Origin of the sequence: Orenia marismortui DSM 5156 (assembly GCF_000379025.1) — a bacterium.
GTDB lineage: Bacteria > Bacillota > Halanaerobiia > Halobacteroidales > Halobacteroidaceae > Orenia > Orenia marismortui.
In genome coordinates this window covers 142,208-161,728 of sequence record NZ_KB900623.1, presented here as the reverse complement: position 1 = coordinate 161,728, position 19,521 = coordinate 142,208, and the positions used below count along the sequence as shown (strand labels likewise).

The window sequence follows — 19,521 nt, the reverse complement described above, 5'->3', positions numbered from 1 at the left end:
CTAGAACCGACGATATCTCACCACTTAAACTATCACAATTAGACAGCAATTGATTGATAAGATTTAGAGGTCAAGTCCTATTCATGCTTCGCTACAATTACGCTCATCAAAGCCTAATTCAAAATGAAAAATTAATATATCTAGGGAATGGTCGGACCATTCCCTACAAAAAAATGATCAATTCTTATAAGGTTGGTCATCTGTATAATTAAATAATCTAAGAACTATGCTGTTTTATAGTGCTTTATTGTAATAAATTTTTTAAGGATTGATGCCTACTAAGATCCTATATCTCCTTATCTCCTTATCTCCTTATCTCCTTATCTCCTTATCTCCTTATCTCCTTATCTCCTATCTCCTATCTCCTATCTCCTATCCCCTATCTCCGATTACTTTAATTAAAACTTCTGCTCTGTTCTAGAGATAATATCATCTTGTGTCTTCTTATCTAAAGTTACAAATTGAGCACAATAACCTGCTACTCTAACTATTAAATCTCTATATTCTTCTGGATTCTGTTGAGCTGCTCTAAGTGTCTCTCCAGATACAATATTAAATTGTACATGCCAAGCTTTCAAATTGATAAAAGCTTTGATAAAAGATACAAATCTATCAAACCTATCTTCGCCTTCTAATAATTCAGGAGGAAACTTTTGATTAAGCAATTGACCACCAGTCATCATTATTGTAGGGAATTTAGTCACAGAATTCAAAACTCCAGTTGGCCCTTTCATATCTGTTCCTTGGGTAGGGGAAGCACCTTCTGCAGTAGGCTTTTCAGCTTCACGACCATCAGGAGTAGCACCAGTTACTGTTCCCATTGGTACATTAGAAGAGATTCCAGAGGTCGACATATAATAATTACCACCGATAGGGCCTCGACCATACCTAGTATTTTTATAGTTATTAATCTCATTCATATAAGTCTTATAAGCATCTACTGCTAGCTGATCTACATAATCATGACCATTACCATATTTAGGAGCATCAAGTAGGATTTTTTGAATAAATTTACCTTTATCCCCTGCAAAATTATTAGCTAAAGCCTCCATTAACTCTTCGGCTTTTAAAGACTTTTCTTCAAAGATATACTTCTTAATAGCTGCCATGGAATTAGCTACATTAGCAATACCTACCTGTAAGCCACTGACCATATCATAAACTGCTCCACCTTCTTTAGCAGTCTTACCTCGCTTAATACAATCATTTACTAATGAAGAACATAGCATATCTGGAAACTCTTCAAGCTGAGCATCTGCTATATGGTCAACAACTACCGATAATTTTGTATAATAAGCGATATGAGCCTCCCAAGCCTTCCAAAAGTCCTCAAAACTTTGGAAATCTTGCAATCTTCCTTGACCTCTAAATAATTCATAACCTGTTCTTGGGTCAACTCCATCATTTAAGGTTAACTCTAAAGCTTTGATCAAATTAGTAAAAGTCATACCAGTACATCTATAGCCCCACTTACCAGGTACAGCTACTTCTACACATCCTACCATTGTATAACCATATGCATCTTCATAGCTTACTCCCTTATCCAGCAAAGAAGGAATGATAATCTCGTCATTATGCAAAGCCGGCATTCCATAACCAGTCTTAATAACTTGTGCAGCCTCACGCAATAATCTTTCTGGACTATTAGCATGCACTCTAACAGATAGGTTAGGTTGAGTAAGCTTCATCTCAGCAACACTCTCTAAAATCAAATAAGTCAATTCATTTGTTTCATCTTTTCCTTGTGCATTCTGTCCACCAATAGTTACATTTTGATAGGTCGGATAACCTGCTCCATAACCTGCATGTGAAGTAGGTCTTAGCTTAATAATAGAAAATAGTTTTACCCATAGACATTCTAGTAACTCTTTTGCGAAATCTTTAGTAATAGCTCCTTGTTCAATATCCTTTTTATAAAAAGGATATAAATATTGATCTACTCTACCTAAAGAAGCTGAATGACCATTACTTTCAATCTGAATAACCAAGTGTATAAACCAAATCGCCTGCACTGCTTCATAGAAATTGCGAGGAGCTTTAGCTGGAACTCGATCACAAATCTCAGCAATCTTTATTAGTTCTTCTTTTCTTGTCAAGTCATCCACTTCTTCTGCCTGCTTTTTAGCTAATTGGGAATATCTTTTTGCAAACTTTATAATACTTTCATTAGTTAAAATAACACCTTCCCAGAAAGCTTTCTTTCTAATAGCATCAAGCTCACCTAGATTAAGATTTTCAAGTTCTATTTTAGCCTCTTCAATTACACCTTCAAGACCTCTATTTAAAACCTTCTCAAAGTCTGGAACAATATGACCATCACCAGAAGTCATGTTTCCTTCACCATGAATAACTTTTGCTTTAGAAGCCTTTTTAACCTCTTCTGGTAACAACTCATAACATTTAGCATGTAAAGTCTTACCTTTCCAGTATTGAACAAGTTCTAATAACTCATCAATATGCTCCTTGGGCAAATGGAAGTTGTCACCTGCTCTTTTATCGAAATTACCCTCTGCCTCTATTTCATTCTCCATCCACTCTACAGCATACTCTGGAAAGATAGGAGCTGTTCTCTCATCAGAAGCCTGATTCCCAACTACTAATTCCCCATCTTTAATATAAATACTCATACTCTCTAAAGTTTTCTCTACTGCTTTAGCTCGCTTTAAATAAATAGGTGCAGCTTCATTTTCTTCATAAGCTTCTGTGATATATCTAGCTCTTTCAATACAAACTCCTGGAGTTTTAGAGAGAACACTTTCCCTTAATCTTTCTACCCTAGAACTCTGAATTTCATAAACTTTATCTTTCATCTTTACCCCTCCTTTTTTATAATTAGCCTCCAATTTGAACCATTAATCCTTTATTCTCTACTAACTCCTTCAAATAATTCATTCGCTCATCACTAGGACTTTCTAAATCTCCTAACAAGTATCTACGTCCCAATTTATTATACTTTTCCCTCCCCAAACTATGATAAGGAAGAAGGTGAATCTCTTTTATTCCCAGCTTTTCTGCCAAATCAGCAGTTTTAATTATATTATTTTTACTATCATTAATTCCTGGAATTATAGGAATCCTGATAATAATCTCTTTATCTAATTTAGCAGCTCTATTTAAATTATCTATTATCCAAGTATTTTCAACTCCTGTTACTTCTAAGTGTTCCTTAGTGTCTAAATGCTTAAGATCAAATAATACTAAATCTGTAAATTCTAAAATTTCCTCGAAATTATCCCAACTTCCATATCCAGAGGTTTCAATAGCAGTATGAATATATTCTTCTTGACATCTTTTTAAAATATCTGCAGTAAATCTAGGCTGTAATAAAACCTCTCCCCCCGATAGTGTAACCCCTCCCCCAGATTGATTATAAAAAGTTATATCCTCTTTAATCTCTAAAAATACTTCCTCAACATTCATATATTTACCTACTAACTCTCCATCATAATAGAGTTCCTGTTCTTTATGTTGGGTTTCAGGACTACTACACCATTGACATCTAAGTGGACACCCTTTAAGAAAGACTACTGTTCTAATACCTGGCCCATCATAAGCTGCATACCTTTCTATTCTAGTAACTAAACCTTCAGACATAACTTGTCACCCCCTTTATAAACTCACCTTCAAAAATTTATCTTGTGAACATTTGTTCTTTGTTGTATATTTGTTCTTACACTCATATAGTACCATAGCAATTTTTATCTGTCAAGGGAACATCTAAGTATAAAATTAGATTGATTTCCTCTTATTAAGCTAGTAAGAAAGCAGCGGCTAAAATATCACAGCATACCACCCACAATAAAATAAAAATAGGGCAACTTAAGATTCTAATCTTAAGCTACCCTATTATCCGAAACATATTTACTTTGTTACTTGTCACTCATCACTACTTACTACCTTGAATATACTCATCAATTGCTCTGGCAGCTCTCTTACCAGCGCCCATAGCTTGAATTACTGTAGCTGCTCCTGTAACTGTATCTCCACCAGCAAAGACACCTTCTTTACTAGTCTTTCCTGTCCTATCATCAGCTACAATTGTACCCCAATCTGTAGTTTCTATTTCTGGACTATCTTTTAATAAAATTGGATTTGGACTCTGTCCAATAGCCATAATTACAGTGTCTACATCCATCACCCATTCTGAATCTTCAATTGGAACCGGTCTTCTTCTACCTGAATCATCAGGTTCACCTAATTCCATCTTAATACATTCCATACCTGTTACAAAACCATTCTCATCCCCCAAAATTTTAGTTGGGTTATTAAGTAATTTAAACTTAATACCCTCCGCTTCTGCATGATGAATTTCTTCGGCTCTAGCAGGCATCTGTTCTCTAGCTCGTCGATAAACAATCATAGACTCTTCAGCGCCTAACCTTAACGCAGTTCTGGCAGCATCCATAGCTACATTTCCTGCACCTATAACCGCTACCCGTTTACCTACATAAACAGGAGTCTTATATTCTGGAAAACGATAAGCCTTCATTAAATTAACTCTAGTTAAGAATTCGTTAGCTGAATAAACTCCATTCAAGTTCTCACCTTCAAGACCTAAAAAGCGAGGAAGTCCAGCTCCAGTCCCTACAAACACCGCATCATAACCATCTTTAAATAACTCATCTACTCCCTTAATCTTACCAATAACATGGTTTAGTTTTATTTCTACCCCTAACTGCTTAATCTTATCTACCTCATCTTTAACAATTTCTTTAGGTAATCTAAATTCTGGAATACCATATGTTAGTACTCCTCCTGCTTCATGAAAGGCTTCAAAGATAGTTACTTGGTAACCGACCTTAGCCAAATCTGCTGCCGCTGTAAGCCCAGCTGGACCAGCACCTACTATAGCTACTTTACCCTTTTCTTGCTTCATAACCCCTTCTATAACCTCTGTATCTCTAACATAATCAGCCACAAACCTCTCTAAACGTCCAATTGCCACTGGCTCATTCTTAATTCCTACTATACATTTCTGCTCACATTGCTCCTCTTGAGGGCAGACTCGTCCACAGATTGCAGGTAAATTATTCTTCTCCTTAATCTTTTGAGCAGCTTCTGCAAACTTACCTTCTGCTACCAAAGCAATAAAATCTGGAATATCAATCTCTACTGGACACCCCTGCATACAAAGAGGATTCTTACATTGCAAACAACGTTTGGCTTCATTTATCGCATCTTTAGCTGAATAACCTAAAGTTACTTCATCAAAATTACTAATCCGCTCCTTAGGATTCTGTTCTGGCATCTTTGTCTTTTTAGTTTCTTTTGACACGACAACCTTCACCTCCTATGCTATGACCATGTGCTAACTTTTCGTGTTCATTATAGAATTTCTGTCTTCTTAATTGTTCATCAAAATCTACCAAATGTCCATCAAAAGCTGGACCATCAACACAAGCAAATTTAGTCTCTCCACCAACAGTTACCCGGCACCCACCACACATACCAGTACCATCAACCATTAATGAATTTAAACTGACCATGGTATTAACTCCATATTCTTTAGTTAATTCTGAAACAAATTTCATCATGATCATTGGACCAATAGCTATTACTAAATCTATATTATCATTATCCTCTAAGATATCCTTTAAAACATCAGTCACAAATCCTTGATGACCTTTAGAACCATCATCTGTGCTTATATATAATTGATTACTTATTTCATCAAAATCATCTTCTAAAATCACTAATTCTTCAGTTCTAGCCCCTAATATACTGATAATATCTGTACCTTCTCCAACTAGAGATTTTGCTTTAGGATATAAGGGGGCAGCTCCTAAACCACCTGCAACACAGACAACCTTATTATAATTCTCCGTTTCAATATGTTCTCCTAAAGGACCTACTAAATCCAAGAAACTATCTCCTTCTTCTAGAGCACAAATCTCTTTACTGCTATAACCTACTTCTTGTACAATAATTGTAACACTACCCTCTTTACGATTATAATCAGCAATTGTTAAAGGTATTCTTTCTGCCTGTTCATCTACTCTAACAATCAAGAAATGACCTGGCTTAGCTTTAATAGCTACTTTAGGTGCTAAGACCTTAAATTTAACTATTTTAGGAGCCAATTCTTCTTTGGCTATTATCTTATACATTCCTACTCTCCTCCTAATCTATATTTACTTACTTATTTAATAATATTAATCTAACTATAAGAGCAATTATTATAATTATATCAAGTTAAAGGTTAAAATCAACTTTTCTTGAATGAATCTTAGCAACTATCCCATAAAATTTAGGTGATAGGTTATAGGAATTAGTAAGTTCTTCCTAACACCTAACTCCGAAACTGTCGTAATCTCTATCCAGAAAGATACCTTTAATTTACAGGAATAATTTTCATCGACTCATTTAATATTAAAGCTACGGGAGAAAATCCCGTAGCTTTAGATTAATTCAAATAAAGTATCTCATTTTCTTCTTTTTAAGAGTTATATCTTTCTAAGCTTCAATCTATTAATTTCCATAAAAAGAATCAATATAAATCTTCTTCATATCTGCAACAGTAGGCTCTTGTGGATTAGTTAATGTACATGGATCTTGATGAGCATTTTTAGCCATCCTATCTACTATACTCTCAAAATCACCTTCAGTATAGTCTAACCAGTCTATTGCTTTAAATGAAGAGACTATATCTAATTTTCTATTTAAATTTCTAATCGCATCTGCTAAGCTATCTATACCTAATGACTTCTCAACAATAGCAAACTTCTCTTTAGCAGCTTCATAGTTAAATTCTATAACATATGGAAGTAAGATAGCATTGGCTAAACCATGAGTGACATGTAATTCCCCACCAATTTTATGAGCCAAACTATGTACAATTCCTAAAGAAACATTAGAAAAAGCCATTCCTGCCATTGTAGAAGCATTATGCATCTTCTCTCTGGCTACCATATCATCACCATTACTAACAGCCTTAGGTAAGTACTCAAATACCATCTCAATTGCTTTTAGTGCTAAAGAATCACTATAATCATTAGCGGCAGTGGATACAAAAGCTTCAACTGCATGTGCTAAAACATCCATTCCAGTATTAGCTGTAATATGTGATGGCATTGTAGCAGGAATCTTAGGATCAACGATTGCTATATCTGGTACAATCTCTGGCGATACAATTGGATATTTAATCTTATTTTCTGTATCTGTAATAACTGAAAAGGCTGTAATCTCAGATGCTGTTCCACTAGTAGAAGGAATTGCTATAAACTTAGCCTTATTTCTTAGCTTAGGCATAGAAGCTACTTCTATAATATCCTCAAACTCTAAGTCAGGATGTTCATAAAATGCCCACATAATCTTAGCAGCATCTAATGCTGAACCTCCTCCGATAGCAATAATCCAATCAGGATTAAATTCTAACATTGCTTCTTTTCCTTTAATTACAGTCTTAACTGATGGATTAGGCTCTACTCCATCAACTATTTTTGACTCAATACCAGCTTCCTTTAAATAATCTACTGCCTGATCTAAAAATCCAAATCTCTTCATTGAACTACCACCTGTAACTAAAACCGCTCGCTCTCCTTGTAATCCCTTTAAAGTTTCTAAAGCATTCTCACCAAATTCAATATTTCTTGGAATTAAAAATGTACTCATCCTATCACTCCTTATGTTAATATTTTAACAATTATATTATAACATAAGAGGTAATATGTTGCAATATAATGAAAATTATTATACTTTTCTATGATTTTATATCTAATTTAAGACAACAAATAAATTAATTAATAAATATTTATTTTGATATTGTTAAATATAAATCAATTTATCTTTATTATTTGTATAATAAAAAATTCCCTATTAATTTAAATTAATAGGGAATTAAATTTATTTAAGCAACCTCATGTCCCATAGAACTCTGCAAAATTTCGAACCATTGCTCTCTTGTTAATTCTATCTCCATAGCTTCAACAGCACTCTCTATTCTCTTAATCTTACCACTACCTACAATCGGAATTATTTCTGCTGGATGGCTTAACAACCAAGCATACATAACTTGGGAGATAGATTTGGCATTCACTTCACTTTTTATCCTTTCCAAGGTTTCTCTTACTCTTATAGCTTGCTTCTCTTCTGAAGTAAAGACCCTTCCTCCTGCCATTGGAGACCATGCCATCGGAGAAATCCTATGCTCTTGACAATAATCTAAAGTCCCATCATCAAAATTCTCCAATGCTAATACTGATAATTCAATTTGATTAGTTACCAATGGAAAATCTAATCTAGAATTCAATAAATCAAATTGATGAGCTTTAAAATTAGAAACTCCAAAATTTAATACCTTCCCTTGGCATTTTAGTTGATCAAAAGCTTCTGCAACTTCATCAGCATCCATAAAAGTATCAGGTCTATGAATTAATAATAAATCTATATAGTCTGTATTAAAATTTCTCAAAGAATTTTCTACCGATTTAATAATATGTTCTTTGCTTGTATCATAATATTTAACCTTATGTTCTGGCCTATTTTTAGAAATTAACTTAATACCACATTTAGTTACTAGCTCAATATTTGCTCTTAACTCAGGTTTTAATGATAAAACTTCTCCAAATAAAGACTCACATTTATAATCACCATAAATATCAGCATGATCAAAGGTTGTAATACCTAATTCTATACACCTTTCTACAAGTTCTAATATCTCTTGCTTTGACATATCCCAATCTGCTAATCTCCAGTGTCCATGAACAATTCTAGACATATCTAAATTATCACTTAATTGTACTCTATCCATATCTATTCCTCCTTTTAAATTCAATGGCCTGTACAAAGTAAACATAATATTCCTTGTTTTTATCATTGATCCTAAAGTTATTTAGACTTGACCTATCCAATTATCATCATTTGCTCTAAATTTCTCTCTAACCTCTTTAACTAATTTTGTTGGCAGAAGACCTTGATTAATAATCTCGATATTTTCTTTTAAATGCTTAATATTAGATGTTCCTACAATACAACTATGTACTCCCTCAAGATATGCAGTAAATCTTAATGCTAATTGATGCAAAGAAAATCCCTCTGTATTGAGTTTCATCTTATTTAATCTTTCCCAATATGGTTCACAATAGTGCCCTTCAGGTCTTGTAGAAAATCTCCAGGGTGCATTAGCAATTGGTCTTTTAGCTATAACCCCTATATTATTTTCTTTAGCTATCTTAAGTTGATTATCAATTACCCGCTGATCACAAATATTAATAGAACATTGTAAACTGTCAAAAAGATTAGATTTTGCAGCATACTCTAATGCTTCATTTTCTCCAGAATAAGCAGCTACTCTGATCTTTCCATCTTTCTTAGCTTTATGTAAAGCTTCAATTACATCTCCTCTTTTTAGTATATCCAAAGAGCAAGAATGTAAATGAACAATATCAATATAATCAGTATTTAATCTTCTTAGAGCTTCATTAATTCCTTCAATTACACAGTCATAAGTCCAATCTTCATATCCTTCAATTCCATAGCCTACCTTAGTTGATAAGATATAATCTCTTCTTCGATAAGATAAGTATTTACCTATTCTCTCTTCTGATAGATTATAGCCCCTTGCTGTATCTATTAAAGTAATCCCTTCATCTACTACAGTATTCAAAATTCTTTCTACATCTTTTTCCGATTGCTCTGGTGAACCAATATGTCCAGCTCCAAAACCTAAAATAGATGTTTCAATTTCTGTATTCCCAAACTTCCTTTTTAACATATCTTAATTTCCCCCTTATTAGCTTCAATTACATATCTTAGAGTTAAGTTCAAAAAGACTATTTAATTTGACCTCTTCATCAATTAAATCTCTACCATATTTATCTTTTAACTTTAATAAATAGATATCATGATGAATATGTTCAGCAATAATAGAGACCATTAAACTATTTTTGGTAAAGGTTCCTAGTACTTCTCCATTGTTATCTTCATTGCCGATCAAAACCTGATTTTGATCAATAACCAACATTAACCTTTTCCCACTACAGCAATCGACCTCTCCTTGATGATGATAAAATTCTACATCTAAACCATCAAGATTAAGCTTTGTAAAGGAAAAAAGAACCACTCTAACTCCTTCATCTTCCAAAGACTTAAATTCACTTTTAAATAAACTCAAATCATAATCAGTATTTATATAAACTTCTTCTTCTGCTGAGAGCAACATCTTCTTTGCCTCTTCAATAAAGTTATCTTTTCCTTGAATATTTAAGTAATTATTATTCTCTTCTTTTAGATCTATTTTTTGAAATTCTATATCTAGATAATCAATTGCTTCTAGCATATCTTCCTTTAAACTTTTTAATAGTTCTTTAGGTGCTCTAGCTACATAAACTTTAGTAGTCCGATTAGGTAATAAAAAGATTGCCCCTTGCTGATAGAGTTTATCTAAAGCAGAATATACCGAGGTTCTAGGTAAATTTAATTCTTTAGCTATCTGTGAACCATTGCAATTAGGGCTTTTAACTAATTCCACATAAACTCTAGCTTCTATCTCAGTAAAATTAAATTTCTGTAACTCCGTTATTATAATTGCCTATGCCTCCCTTCTTTTGTTGTATATATTATACAACATTTATAAGGTACTAGCAAGAAAGATATTTCCATCTGACAAATAGAAGAATATTCACCTACTTAAGATAGGAAAAAAGATATATAGTTATTAATATCTTAAAATATTATAGTAAATTACCTTATTTTTATCATTAATAAAAAATTATCAAATTGGATATTTTGAATTGTTTACTTTATAAAGATAATAAAATTATTTTCCATTTCACAGAAAACTATTTCATAAGTATAACTTAATCATATTTATTACAGGAATGTGTCATTATATGTAGAATAACATAATTTAACAAGAAATGTTATTTTATTAACAAAGTTTTTGGTATTTCAACTATTTTAAGTTCTAATATGATATTAAACTATTAAATTAATTACTTAAGGAGGAAATTTAATGTTTAAAATTTATCAACTAAAGGGAAATGAGCAAAGCATAATAAAAAAATTAAAAGATGAATCAATTATTAATCCTGACCTAATCATATTCTTTGCATCTTCAAAAGCTTTTGATTTTAACTTGTTAAATAAAGAGCTATCTAAGGGATTTCCTACAACTCAATTATTAGGTTGTACTACTAGTGGAGAAATATCTTATACTGGTTTCACTAATAATTCTTTGGTTGCATTAGTTTTTAATAGTATAGAAAACTTTTCTACTACAGTAATTCCAAACGTTAGCAAAACCCCCATTTTACATTATGATAAAATTGAGAAAGCAATCACTGAATCTGAAATGAGTAGAACTGGGGAAAAAGGTTTTATAATTCAATTAATCACAGGACATAATGCTGGAGAAGAAAAGGCACTAAGTGTAGTTGAAAGTAGGTTTGAAAATCCTCCAAATTTAATAGGGGGATCTGCCGGTGATGACTTAGCTTTTGAAACTACCTATGTCAGTAGAAATGGCAAAGTTTATGATGATGCAGCTGTATTTGCTTTTATAAATAATAATAACTTTAAAATTTATAAAGAGAATATATTTGAAGATAGCAACAATATAATGCAAGTAACAAAAGTTGATGTGGAAAAAAGAGTAGTTTATGAATTTGATGGTATAGCAGCTACTAAAAGATATGCAGATCTTCTAGGAATAAAAGAAGCTGAATTAGAAAAAAAGATGTTCTTAAACCCTTTAGGAAGAATCATTGGAAATGACCTCTTTATTTCCTCTCCTAAAGCTATAAATAATGATGGTAGTATCTCCTTCTATTCTAGAATTTATAATAAAATTCATGTTAGTATACTAAAAGCTGCAAACCCTCTAACTATTCTCGACAAAAGCAAAGCTCAAATTAATCAAGATTTTAAAAAGATAGATGGAATGATCTGTATTAATTGTATTCTTAGAACACTACAGTTTAAAGAAGAAAAAATCACCAATACATATACCCAAAGTTTAGGCGAACTTACTAAAAATTTTGGTGGCTTTACAAGCTATGGAGAACAAATAGCTAATCTCCATTTAAACCAAACCTTAGCCCTTCTTGTAACAGGAACTTTAAAGAAATAATATAGGAGGAAAATCAAAATGAATATTATTAAAAAAATAAAAAATTTATTTGATAATTCTAAAAGAAATAAACATTTATTAACTTTGAAAGAAATTAGTAATTTTTTAAAGAGTTTAGACCAAGATATCACATCTATTGACTCTAACAATAATATATCTTTTCATAAAGTTAATAACTTATTAAATGATGAAATTACAACCTTAAATGAGACAGTACTAAACTCAAAAGATATCCAAGCAAATATTGAATTTATTTCAAAAGAGATTGAATCTACTTCTACAAAAGTTGATAAGAACTCTAAATCCGTAGAAGAGGGCTTTATAACTATTGAAAGGACATTATCAAGTAGTAATAAAAATCTTGAAATGATAGACTCTTTCAAGAAAGAATTTAATAACTTAATTGATATAACAAATAAAACTATAGAACAAACAGTCAAAATAGAAAAAATAGCAGAACAGACAAACTTACTTGCACTTAATGCTTCTATTGAAGCTTCAAGAGCTGGTGAAGCTGGTAAAGGCTTTGCAGTTGTAGCCAATGAAATCAGAAAATTATCCGATGAAACCAAAGAAACATTAGATAAAATTAATCAGAGTAGTAATAATTTATTAGATAAAGTTTCAACAACTAAAAAAATGAGCGAAGAAAATTACCAGCTAATAAAAGAAAATAATAATGATTTAAACCTTTCCAAAAAAATATATACTGATATTTTAGAAGAAAACAAATTAATTAATAAGAATATCTCTGAAATATTGGCATCAATTCAAACTACTAATTCAAATTCAGAAGAAATAAATCAAACACTACTTGAACTTGTAGCAGAACTTAAAAATAATCAAGAAAATTTTGAAAAGGTTTTGGCTCGAAATAATGATAAATTCAGCAAAACAAATAGTAAAACCTCAATTATACATCAATTAGATGAGTTAGTTAAAAGCATGATAAAATAAAATTATAAATAACCTCACCTAAAATCAAACATTTAATTTTCTAATTAAATGTTACTATCAAAATACAAAAAGACTGTATCTTGAAAATCAAGATACAGTCTTTTTGTATGAATTTAAAATCTATTATTAATTATTTAGAGTGAATTTAAATCCTTTTCAGAAATCTAGGAGTTTTTAAAGTTCAAAAAAACTCTTCGTAGAAAATAAAGTTATTATTCTTGTTAACAACCTTCATAATAACTGTTAACTTCAATACTCCAATCCCATTGCAGCAACGCCCACTGCGTTATCACTACTCCACTTAGGATCTGCAAAATATAGCTTTGCTCCTACTGCTCGATGCTCTAAGCGTTTTCTTAACCTAGCTCTTATGTATTGATTTGCTGCTACACCACCAACAATTAAGATATCTTTATACTTTTCTTTCTCAATTGCTTTCTTTAGAACCTTCTCTAATGAATTAGCAATACATTGTTGTACTGCCAAAGCAATATCTTCAGCTTTTTTCTCACTCTGAATCATTCTCATAGCAGCACTACTTGGACCAGAAAAGCTAATCTGGTAATCTTGTACTGAAGAAGGAATACTTAACTTGCCTAACTCCCCACCCTTAGCTAATTTTTCTAAGTGTGGTCCAGCTGGAAAAGATAAACCTAATGCTACACCAACCCGATCTATAAATTGGCCAGCATGTAAGTCTTGTGAAGACCCTAGCTCTTCTATTTTAAAGCTATTATTGCTCTTTTTCTTCTCTACCTTTAATATCTCTGAGGTTCCACCAGATATATGAACAGCTAAAAATTGATCAAAACTTATATCAGCAGACCATAATCCTGCCATTAAATGGCCTTCTTGATGAGAAACTTTAACTAATGGTATATCTAATATACTTGCCAAAGCTTTAGCCTGTCCAACTCCAGCTTTAAATACAGGCATGTAAGAAGCTTCTTTTGGACGTGGCTTATTACTTACTATTATTTTAGTCAGTTGATCCTTTCTACCCTTAGCAACATCAGCAATTAAATCAGGCAATTGATTGATATGTTGAAATAATGCTTCTGACTGTCTTAGCCCTCTTTCACCTAAATCTACTTTCAACCTTTGGCGTCTCTGTTTTATTAACTCTCCATCTAAAGTCATCAAAGCTACTGAGGTAGTATAATTACTAGTATCAATACCCAGAATCAATTTTATTTATTCCTCCTTTGCTTCTAACCCTAAATGATCAACCAATTTTCCTAAGATTCCATTAATGAATTTAGATGATTTATCATCGCTAAAACCTTTAGCTAATTCTACTGCTTCATTAATAGATACTGCTATAGGAATATCACCTTTAAATAGAATCTCATACATTGCTAATCTAATAATATTTCTATCAACCTTAGCCATTCTATCTACTTTCCAATCTACTGTATTCTCATTTATCAAATTATCAATTTCTTCAATTTTTTCATATGTACCTTTTAAAATATCCAGTAAAAAACTTCCCTCTATCTCTATTTCTGGTTGCTCAGATTTTAATATTTCTAAATTCTTATCAAAATTTTCTTCATTAATATCCATCTGATATAATACTTGTACTGCAACTTCTCTAGCCTGATGTCTGTTTAATTCAAAGCTCATTGTTTATTCCCCCTTATTATTATCCTATAGTTAGTAATTAATATCTTTATTAAATAGACCAAAATCAATTAAAAAACCACCCCTTGCCAAGTAGGTGGTAATTCAACTAGTTTATAAAAATACCGTATTAAACTTATTATGTAATAAATCCCTCTAGAAAATTCCTACTACTTTTTAACAAAGAAGCTACTCATTATGAGGAAATATATCATTAATTATATCTTTAAAATCTTGCTTATTATCATATCGAAAACCAATATAATAACCAATTCCAATACAAATACTAATAAAAATAGCTAGAATAATCCCAAAATTAATAATTAACAGAGAAACTAAGAACCCAATTATAGCTCCTAAAAATCTGCCTTTATATTTACTTAAGAGGCTAAAAGTTTGAATTAAATCATCAAATTTATTCACAATTAAACACCTCTCTTTATTCTACTCTCATTCTTGCTTCTTTGTTGATCTCTTTAATCATGATCTCTACTTTAGAAATATCAACACCTGTAGCTTCAGTTACCTTTACTTTTAATAATTTCTGTATTCTTTCTGATAATTCAGGAATACTACTCTTTATTCCAACTATTAAATTCAAGTAGATATGTACCCCATCTTCTCTTACCTTAATACGAGAGTTTACATCTTTAACACTTGTCTCTTTTCTTACTATATCTTGTACTAAATCATTAATTGCTTCTAATGTAATATTAATATTCCCCAATTGATTTGTAGTAATTACTGTTTGCTTAACCTTCTTTCTTCTAAAAAACAGTTGCAAAACCCTAACAGAAATCAAAAATAGAACAACTCCAACAACTATTCCCTCTATACCTTGAGAATAGCCTTGAACTAGGTCTGTTAAATAAGTAAGGTCTAATAATCCTGAATAAATCCCAACTAATAATATAGAAAAAATCATTATAATTAAATCCATAAACAATATAAAGAATTTATCTATAACAGTCATTTTAAAACCCCTTTCATAAAAGGATTGCTTCATAAACAACTATAAAAGTTATCATCTAACTAAATATTAACATAAATTAAACAATAAAGATAAAATATACAAAATAATAAGATAAGCTAACCCTTTAATAAGAGCTAGCTTTCAAAAATCATTTATCTAACTCGAGGAATTTCTGTTTCCTCTACTTCTACTTCATCATCAGCTTCTACCTCTTCTTCTTCATCTGCGAAGCTAACACCTTGAATATGGACATTAACCTCTACTACATCTAATCCAGTCATACTCTCAATTGATTTTTTTACATTCTCCTGAATCTCTCTAGAAACCTCAGGGATCTTAACACCATATTTCATCACTGTATATAAATCAATTGCAGCTTCTGTTTCTCCAACCTCTACTTTCACACCTTTAGATAAATTCTTTCTACCTAACATTTCAGCAATTCCACCAACTAAATCTCCACTCATACCTGCTACTCCTTCAACCTCAGTAGCAGCTAATCCAGCAATGATACCGACAACTTCATTAGCAATCTTAATAGTGCCTACACCATTTTCAACTTGGCTCATATCTATCCCTCCTTTTTAATTTATATATGGGATCAATTAATATACTCCTAAGTTATAAAGATATAGCCTAAAAAATTATTTACTAAATATAATTAATCTTCTTTCGGATCCATAATATATTTAGCTATAAAACTAGTATCAAACTCACCTTTAATAAATTGTTGATTATTTAAAACCTCTTTGTGGAATGGAATAGTAGTCTCAATTCCATCAATATCATACTCTGCTAAAGCTCTTAACATTCTTTTCCGAGCTTCTTCTCGATCTTTACCAAAAGTAATCAACTTGGCAACCATAGAATCATAGAATGGAGGTATCATATAATTAGGATAAGCACAACTGTCAACTCTTACTCCAATTCCCCCAGGAACTAAATAATTATTTATTTTACCCGGAGATGGTCTAAAGTTCTTACTAGGGTCTTCAGCGTTGATCCGACACTCAATTGAAGCTCCCTCTATTATAATATCCTCTTGAGAGTATCCTAATTCTTCTCCTTGAGCAATTCTGATCTGTTCTTTTACAATATCTATACCTGTTACTAATTCAGTCACTGGGTGCTCTACCTGAATACGAGTATTCATTTCAATAAAATAAAAGTCCCCATTTTTATCTAATAACATCTCAACTGTACCAGCATTGTAGTAATCAACAGCCTTTGCAGCTTTAATTGCAGCCTCTCCCATCTTTTCACGTAATTTAGGGTCTATAGCTGGTGATGGAGCCTCTTCAATTACCTTTTGATGACGGCGCTGAATAGAACAATCACGTTCACCTAAATGAACTACATTTCCATGCTCATCAGCTAAGATTTGGAATTCTATGTGTCGTGGATTCTGAACATATTTTTCTAAATAAACTTCAGCATTTCCAAAAGCTGCTTCAGCCTCAGAACTAGCTGTTTGAATAGCTTTTACTAATTCACCTTTATTATTCGCTACTCTCATTCCACGACCTCCTCCACCAAAGGAAGCCTTAACAATCACAGGGTAACCTATCTCTTCAGCAATTTCAACTGCTTGCTCTTGACTTTCAATAGCACCCTCAGTACCTGGAACAACCGGTACTCCTGCATTAATCATAGTCTCACGAGCTATAGATTTATCACCCATTTTATTAATATGTTCTGGAGATGGACCTATAAATTTAAAACCACACTCTTCACACACTTCAGCAAAATGTGCATTCTCAGATAAGAATCCATATCCTGGATGAATAGCATCAGCATGAGCTATTTCTGCAACACTAATTAAACTTGGTATATCTAAGTAACTTTTATTAGATGCAGCAGGCCCAATACAATAGGCCTCATCTGCGTATTTAACATGTAATGAATCTTTATCAGCTTCTGAATAAACTGCTACAGATTTTATTCCTAAATCTCTACAAGCTCTAATAATTCTTAAAGCAATTTCTCCACGATTAGCTATAAGTATCTTATTAAACATTATATCACAGCTCCCTTATACTCGCTCAACTACAAACAGAGGTTGACCATATTCAATTGCTTCTCCATCTTCTAATAAGATGTCAACAATCTTGCATTTAAACTCTGCTTCAATCTCGTTCATTAGTTTCATAGCTTCAATAATACATAGTGTATCTCCAGCATTAATAACGTCACCAACTTTAACAAATGGATCTGCATCTGGTGCAGGAGATCGATAGAATGTTCCAACCATTGGAGCCTCTATTTTTTCACCATCTACAACCTCTTTTTCCTCAACATTTGCTTGTGCTTTATCTTGAGTATTTGGAGTTTCTTTCACTTCTTCTACTATTGGAGCTGGAGCAGCTGCTACAGTAGATTCTTGAGCTACTACTTTTCCTCCCTTTCTGATATTAATCTTTGTTCCATCACTTTCTAAATTAATTTCAGAAATATCAGTCTCATCTAACATTTGTACCAATTCTTTAATATCTTTTAATTCCATATCTTCTTCCTCCCTAGTAATTTCTGGTTCAGTTTCTCCAAAAATATCTTTTTCTTTCTTTCTCTCTTTTAAGAATTTTAACCCCACTTGTGGGAATAATGAGTATGATAAGTAGTCTTCTTCTTTTTCTACATATCTTTCAACTTCATCTTTTATATTATCCAACATTGGCTCTAATAAATCAGCTGGACGACAAGTAATTGGCTCTTCATCACCAATTGCTTTTTTCTGTAATTCTGGATTAATCTCAGCTGGAGGTCTACCATAATATCCTTTAATATATGATTTAACTTCATCTGGTATTACCTTATATCTTTCCCCTAATAAGATATTAAATACTGCCTGAGTACCAACAATTTGACTTGTTGGAGTAACTAAGGGCGGATATCCTAAATCTTCTCTAACTCTTGGTATTTCTTCCAATACATCATGAATTCTATCTAAAGCCTCTTGTTTTTCTAATTGTGATACTAAGTTAGATATCATTCCACCTGGAACTTGATGTGAGAATGTCTGCATATCAGTAATTCGAGTAACTCCACGTGGGAAGCCTCTCTTTCTTCTCACTCTTTCCCAATAACTATCTATTTCAAATAATAGATCCAAATTCAAATCAGCATCATAATCAGTATTCCTTAAAATAGCAGCCATTGTCTCTACTGGTGGCTGTGAAGATCCAAAAGCCAAAGAAGCCGTAGCAGTATCAACAATATCTACACCAGCTTCAATACCTTTTAAATAAGTTGGTATTGCCATCCCTCCAATATAATGACTGTGCAATTCAATTGGAAGGTCTATCTTCTTTTTAATTGCAGAAACTAAATCATAAGCACGATAAGGCGTTAATAGTCCAGCCATATCTTTAATACATAAAGAGTCTGCCCCCATATCTTTTAGAGTAATAGCAGTCTCTAAATAATGTTCAATTGTATGAACAGGACTAATCGTGTACGCTATTGTAGCTTGTGCATGTTTAGCAGTTTCTTTCACAGATTTCATAGCTACTTCCATATTCCTTACATCATTAAGAGCATCAAAGATTCTAAAATTGTCTATTCCATTCTCTGCTGCTTTATCCACAAATCTTCTTACTACATCATCTGGATAATGTTTATATCCTACTACATTTTGCCCTCTTAATAACATCTGTAAAGGAGTATTTCTAACATAACTATTTAATAGCCGTAATCTTTCCCAAGGGTCTTCATTCAAATAACGCATACATACGTCAAATGTTGCTCCACCCCAAACTTCCATTGCATTATATCCTACTTTATCCATCTTACCAATAATAGGTAGCATATCTTCTGTGCGCATTCTAGTCGCCCATAAAGATTGATGTGCATCTCTTAAAGTAGTATCAGTAATTCTTACTTTCTTCTTCATCCTTCTCCCTCC

At 32.2% G+C, this 19,521-nt stretch carries 17 protein-coding genes; 2 read left to right on the top strand and 15 right to left on the bottom strand.

Annotation, left to right across the window (positions count from 1 at the left end):
• Positions 1-398 precede the first annotated feature (398 nt).
• The 8 genes from OREMA_RS0114475 to OREMA_RS0114440 all read right to left on the bottom strand — a co-directional run bounded on the left by OREMA_RS0114475 (position 399) and on the right by OREMA_RS0114440 (position 10,519).
• Positions 399-2,810 carry a glycyl radical protein gene (locus OREMA_RS0114475; protein WP_018249965.1) on the bottom strand — a complete coding sequence of 804 codons (2,412 nt, stop codon included), beginning with the start codon at positions 2,808-2,810 and terminating at the stop codon, positions 399-401.
• A 22-nt stretch (positions 2,811-2,832) separates the two neighbouring features.
• A complete protein-coding gene (locus OREMA_RS0114470) occupies positions 2,833-3,594 on the bottom strand; it encodes a glycyl-radical enzyme activating protein (protein WP_018249964.1) in 762 nt (253 codons plus the stop codon).
• 292 nt (positions 3,595-3,886) lie between these two features.
• The gene (gene gltA, locus OREMA_RS0114465; RefSeq protein ID WP_018249963.1) at positions 3,887-5,275 is read right to left on the bottom strand and encodes an NADPH-dependent glutamate synthase; all 1,389 of its coding nucleotides are present in this window, start codon (positions 5,273-5,275) and stop codon (positions 3,887-3,889) included.
• Positions 5,259-6,107 carry a sulfide/dihydroorotate dehydrogenase-like FAD/NAD-binding protein gene (locus OREMA_RS0114460; protein WP_018249962.1) on the bottom strand — a complete coding sequence of 283 codons (849 nt, stop codon included), beginning with the start codon at positions 6,105-6,107 and terminating at the stop codon, positions 5,259-5,261. Before OREMA_RS0114460 ends, gltA begins: the two co-directional genes overlap by 17 nt.
• A gap of 361 nt (positions 6,108-6,468) precedes the next feature.
• Positions 6,469-7,611 carry an iron-containing alcohol dehydrogenase gene (locus tag OREMA_RS0114455; protein ID WP_018249961.1) on the bottom strand — a complete coding sequence of 381 codons (1,143 nt, stop codon included), beginning with the start codon at positions 7,609-7,611 and terminating at the stop codon, positions 6,469-6,471.
• A 235-nt stretch (positions 7,612-7,846) separates the two neighbouring features.
• Entirely contained in the window at positions 7,847-8,749 is a 903-nt protein-coding gene (locus tag OREMA_RS0114450; protein ID WP_018249960.1) for an aldo/keto reductase, read from the bottom strand.
• Positions 8,750-8,830: 81 nt separating this feature from the next.
• Positions 8,831-9,712, bottom strand: a complete 882-nt coding sequence (locus OREMA_RS0114445) for an aldo/keto reductase (protein ID WP_018249959.1) — start codon at positions 9,710-9,712, stop codon at positions 8,831-8,833.
• Between the two features lie 24 nt (positions 9,713-9,736).
• Positions 9,737-10,519: a TrmB family transcriptional regulator gene (locus OREMA_RS0114440; protein WP_276324749.1), complete on the bottom strand. Its 783-nt coding sequence runs from the start codon at positions 10,517-10,519 to the stop codon at positions 9,737-9,739.
• Positions 10,520-10,951: 432 nt separating this feature from the next.
• On the opposite strand from OREMA_RS0114440, the gene OREMA_RS0114435 reads away from it, so the two are divergent.
• Positions 10,952-12,067 (top strand): FIST signal transduction protein, encoded by a 1,116-nt coding sequence (locus tag OREMA_RS0114435; RefSeq protein ID WP_018249957.1) that lies wholly within the window; start codon positions 10,952-10,954, stop codon positions 12,065-12,067.
• Positions 12,068-12,085: 18 nt separating this feature from the next.
• Positions 12,086-13,024, top strand: a complete 939-nt coding sequence (locus OREMA_RS0114430) for a methyl-accepting chemotaxis protein (RefSeq protein ID WP_018249956.1) — start codon at positions 12,086-12,088, stop codon at positions 13,022-13,024.
• Positions 13,025-13,273: 249 nt separating this feature from the next.
• Here OREMA_RS0114430 and OREMA_RS0114425 read toward each other — a convergent pair whose 3' ends face one another.
• From OREMA_RS0114425 to accB, 7 genes are all read right to left on the bottom strand, one after another.
• Positions 13,274-14,212: a Kae1-like domain-containing protein gene (locus tag OREMA_RS0114425; protein WP_018249955.1), complete on the bottom strand. Its 939-nt coding sequence runs from the start codon at positions 14,210-14,212 to the stop codon at positions 13,274-13,276.
• A 6-nt stretch (positions 14,213-14,218) separates the two neighbouring features.
• Positions 14,219-14,650 (bottom strand): transcription antitermination factor NusB, encoded by a 432-nt coding sequence (gene nusB / locus OREMA_RS0114420; protein WP_018249954.1) that lies wholly within the window; start codon positions 14,648-14,650, stop codon positions 14,219-14,221.
• A gap of 186 nt (positions 14,651-14,836) precedes the next feature.
• A complete protein-coding gene (locus tag OREMA_RS0114415) occupies positions 14,837-15,070 on the bottom strand; it encodes a DUF2273 domain-containing protein (RefSeq protein WP_018249953.1) in 234 nt (77 codons plus the stop codon).
• A gap of 16 nt (positions 15,071-15,086) precedes the next feature.
• The gene (amaP, locus tag OREMA_RS0114410) at positions 15,087-15,620 is read right to left on the bottom strand and encodes an alkaline shock response membrane anchor protein AmaP (protein ID WP_018249952.1); all 534 of its coding nucleotides are present in this window, start codon (positions 15,618-15,620) and stop codon (positions 15,087-15,089) included.
• Between the two features lie 152 nt (positions 15,621-15,772).
• On the bottom strand, positions 15,773-16,189 hold the full coding sequence (locus OREMA_RS0114405; RefSeq protein ID WP_018249951.1) for an Asp23/Gls24 family envelope stress response protein: 417 nt from the start codon (positions 16,187-16,189) through the stop codon (positions 15,773-15,775).
• 92 nt (positions 16,190-16,281) lie between these two features.
• The gene (gene accC, locus OREMA_RS0114400) at positions 16,282-17,637 is read right to left on the bottom strand and encodes an acetyl-CoA carboxylase biotin carboxylase subunit (protein WP_018249950.1); all 1,356 of its coding nucleotides are present in this window, start codon (positions 17,635-17,637) and stop codon (positions 16,282-16,284) included.
• A gap of 15 nt (positions 17,638-17,652) precedes the next feature.
• Positions 17,653-19,509 (bottom strand): acetyl-CoA carboxylase biotin carboxyl carrier protein, encoded by a 1,857-nt coding sequence (accB, locus tag OREMA_RS0114395; RefSeq protein WP_018249949.1) that lies wholly within the window; start codon positions 19,507-19,509, stop codon positions 17,653-17,655.
• Positions 19,510-19,521 lie beyond the last annotated feature (12 nt).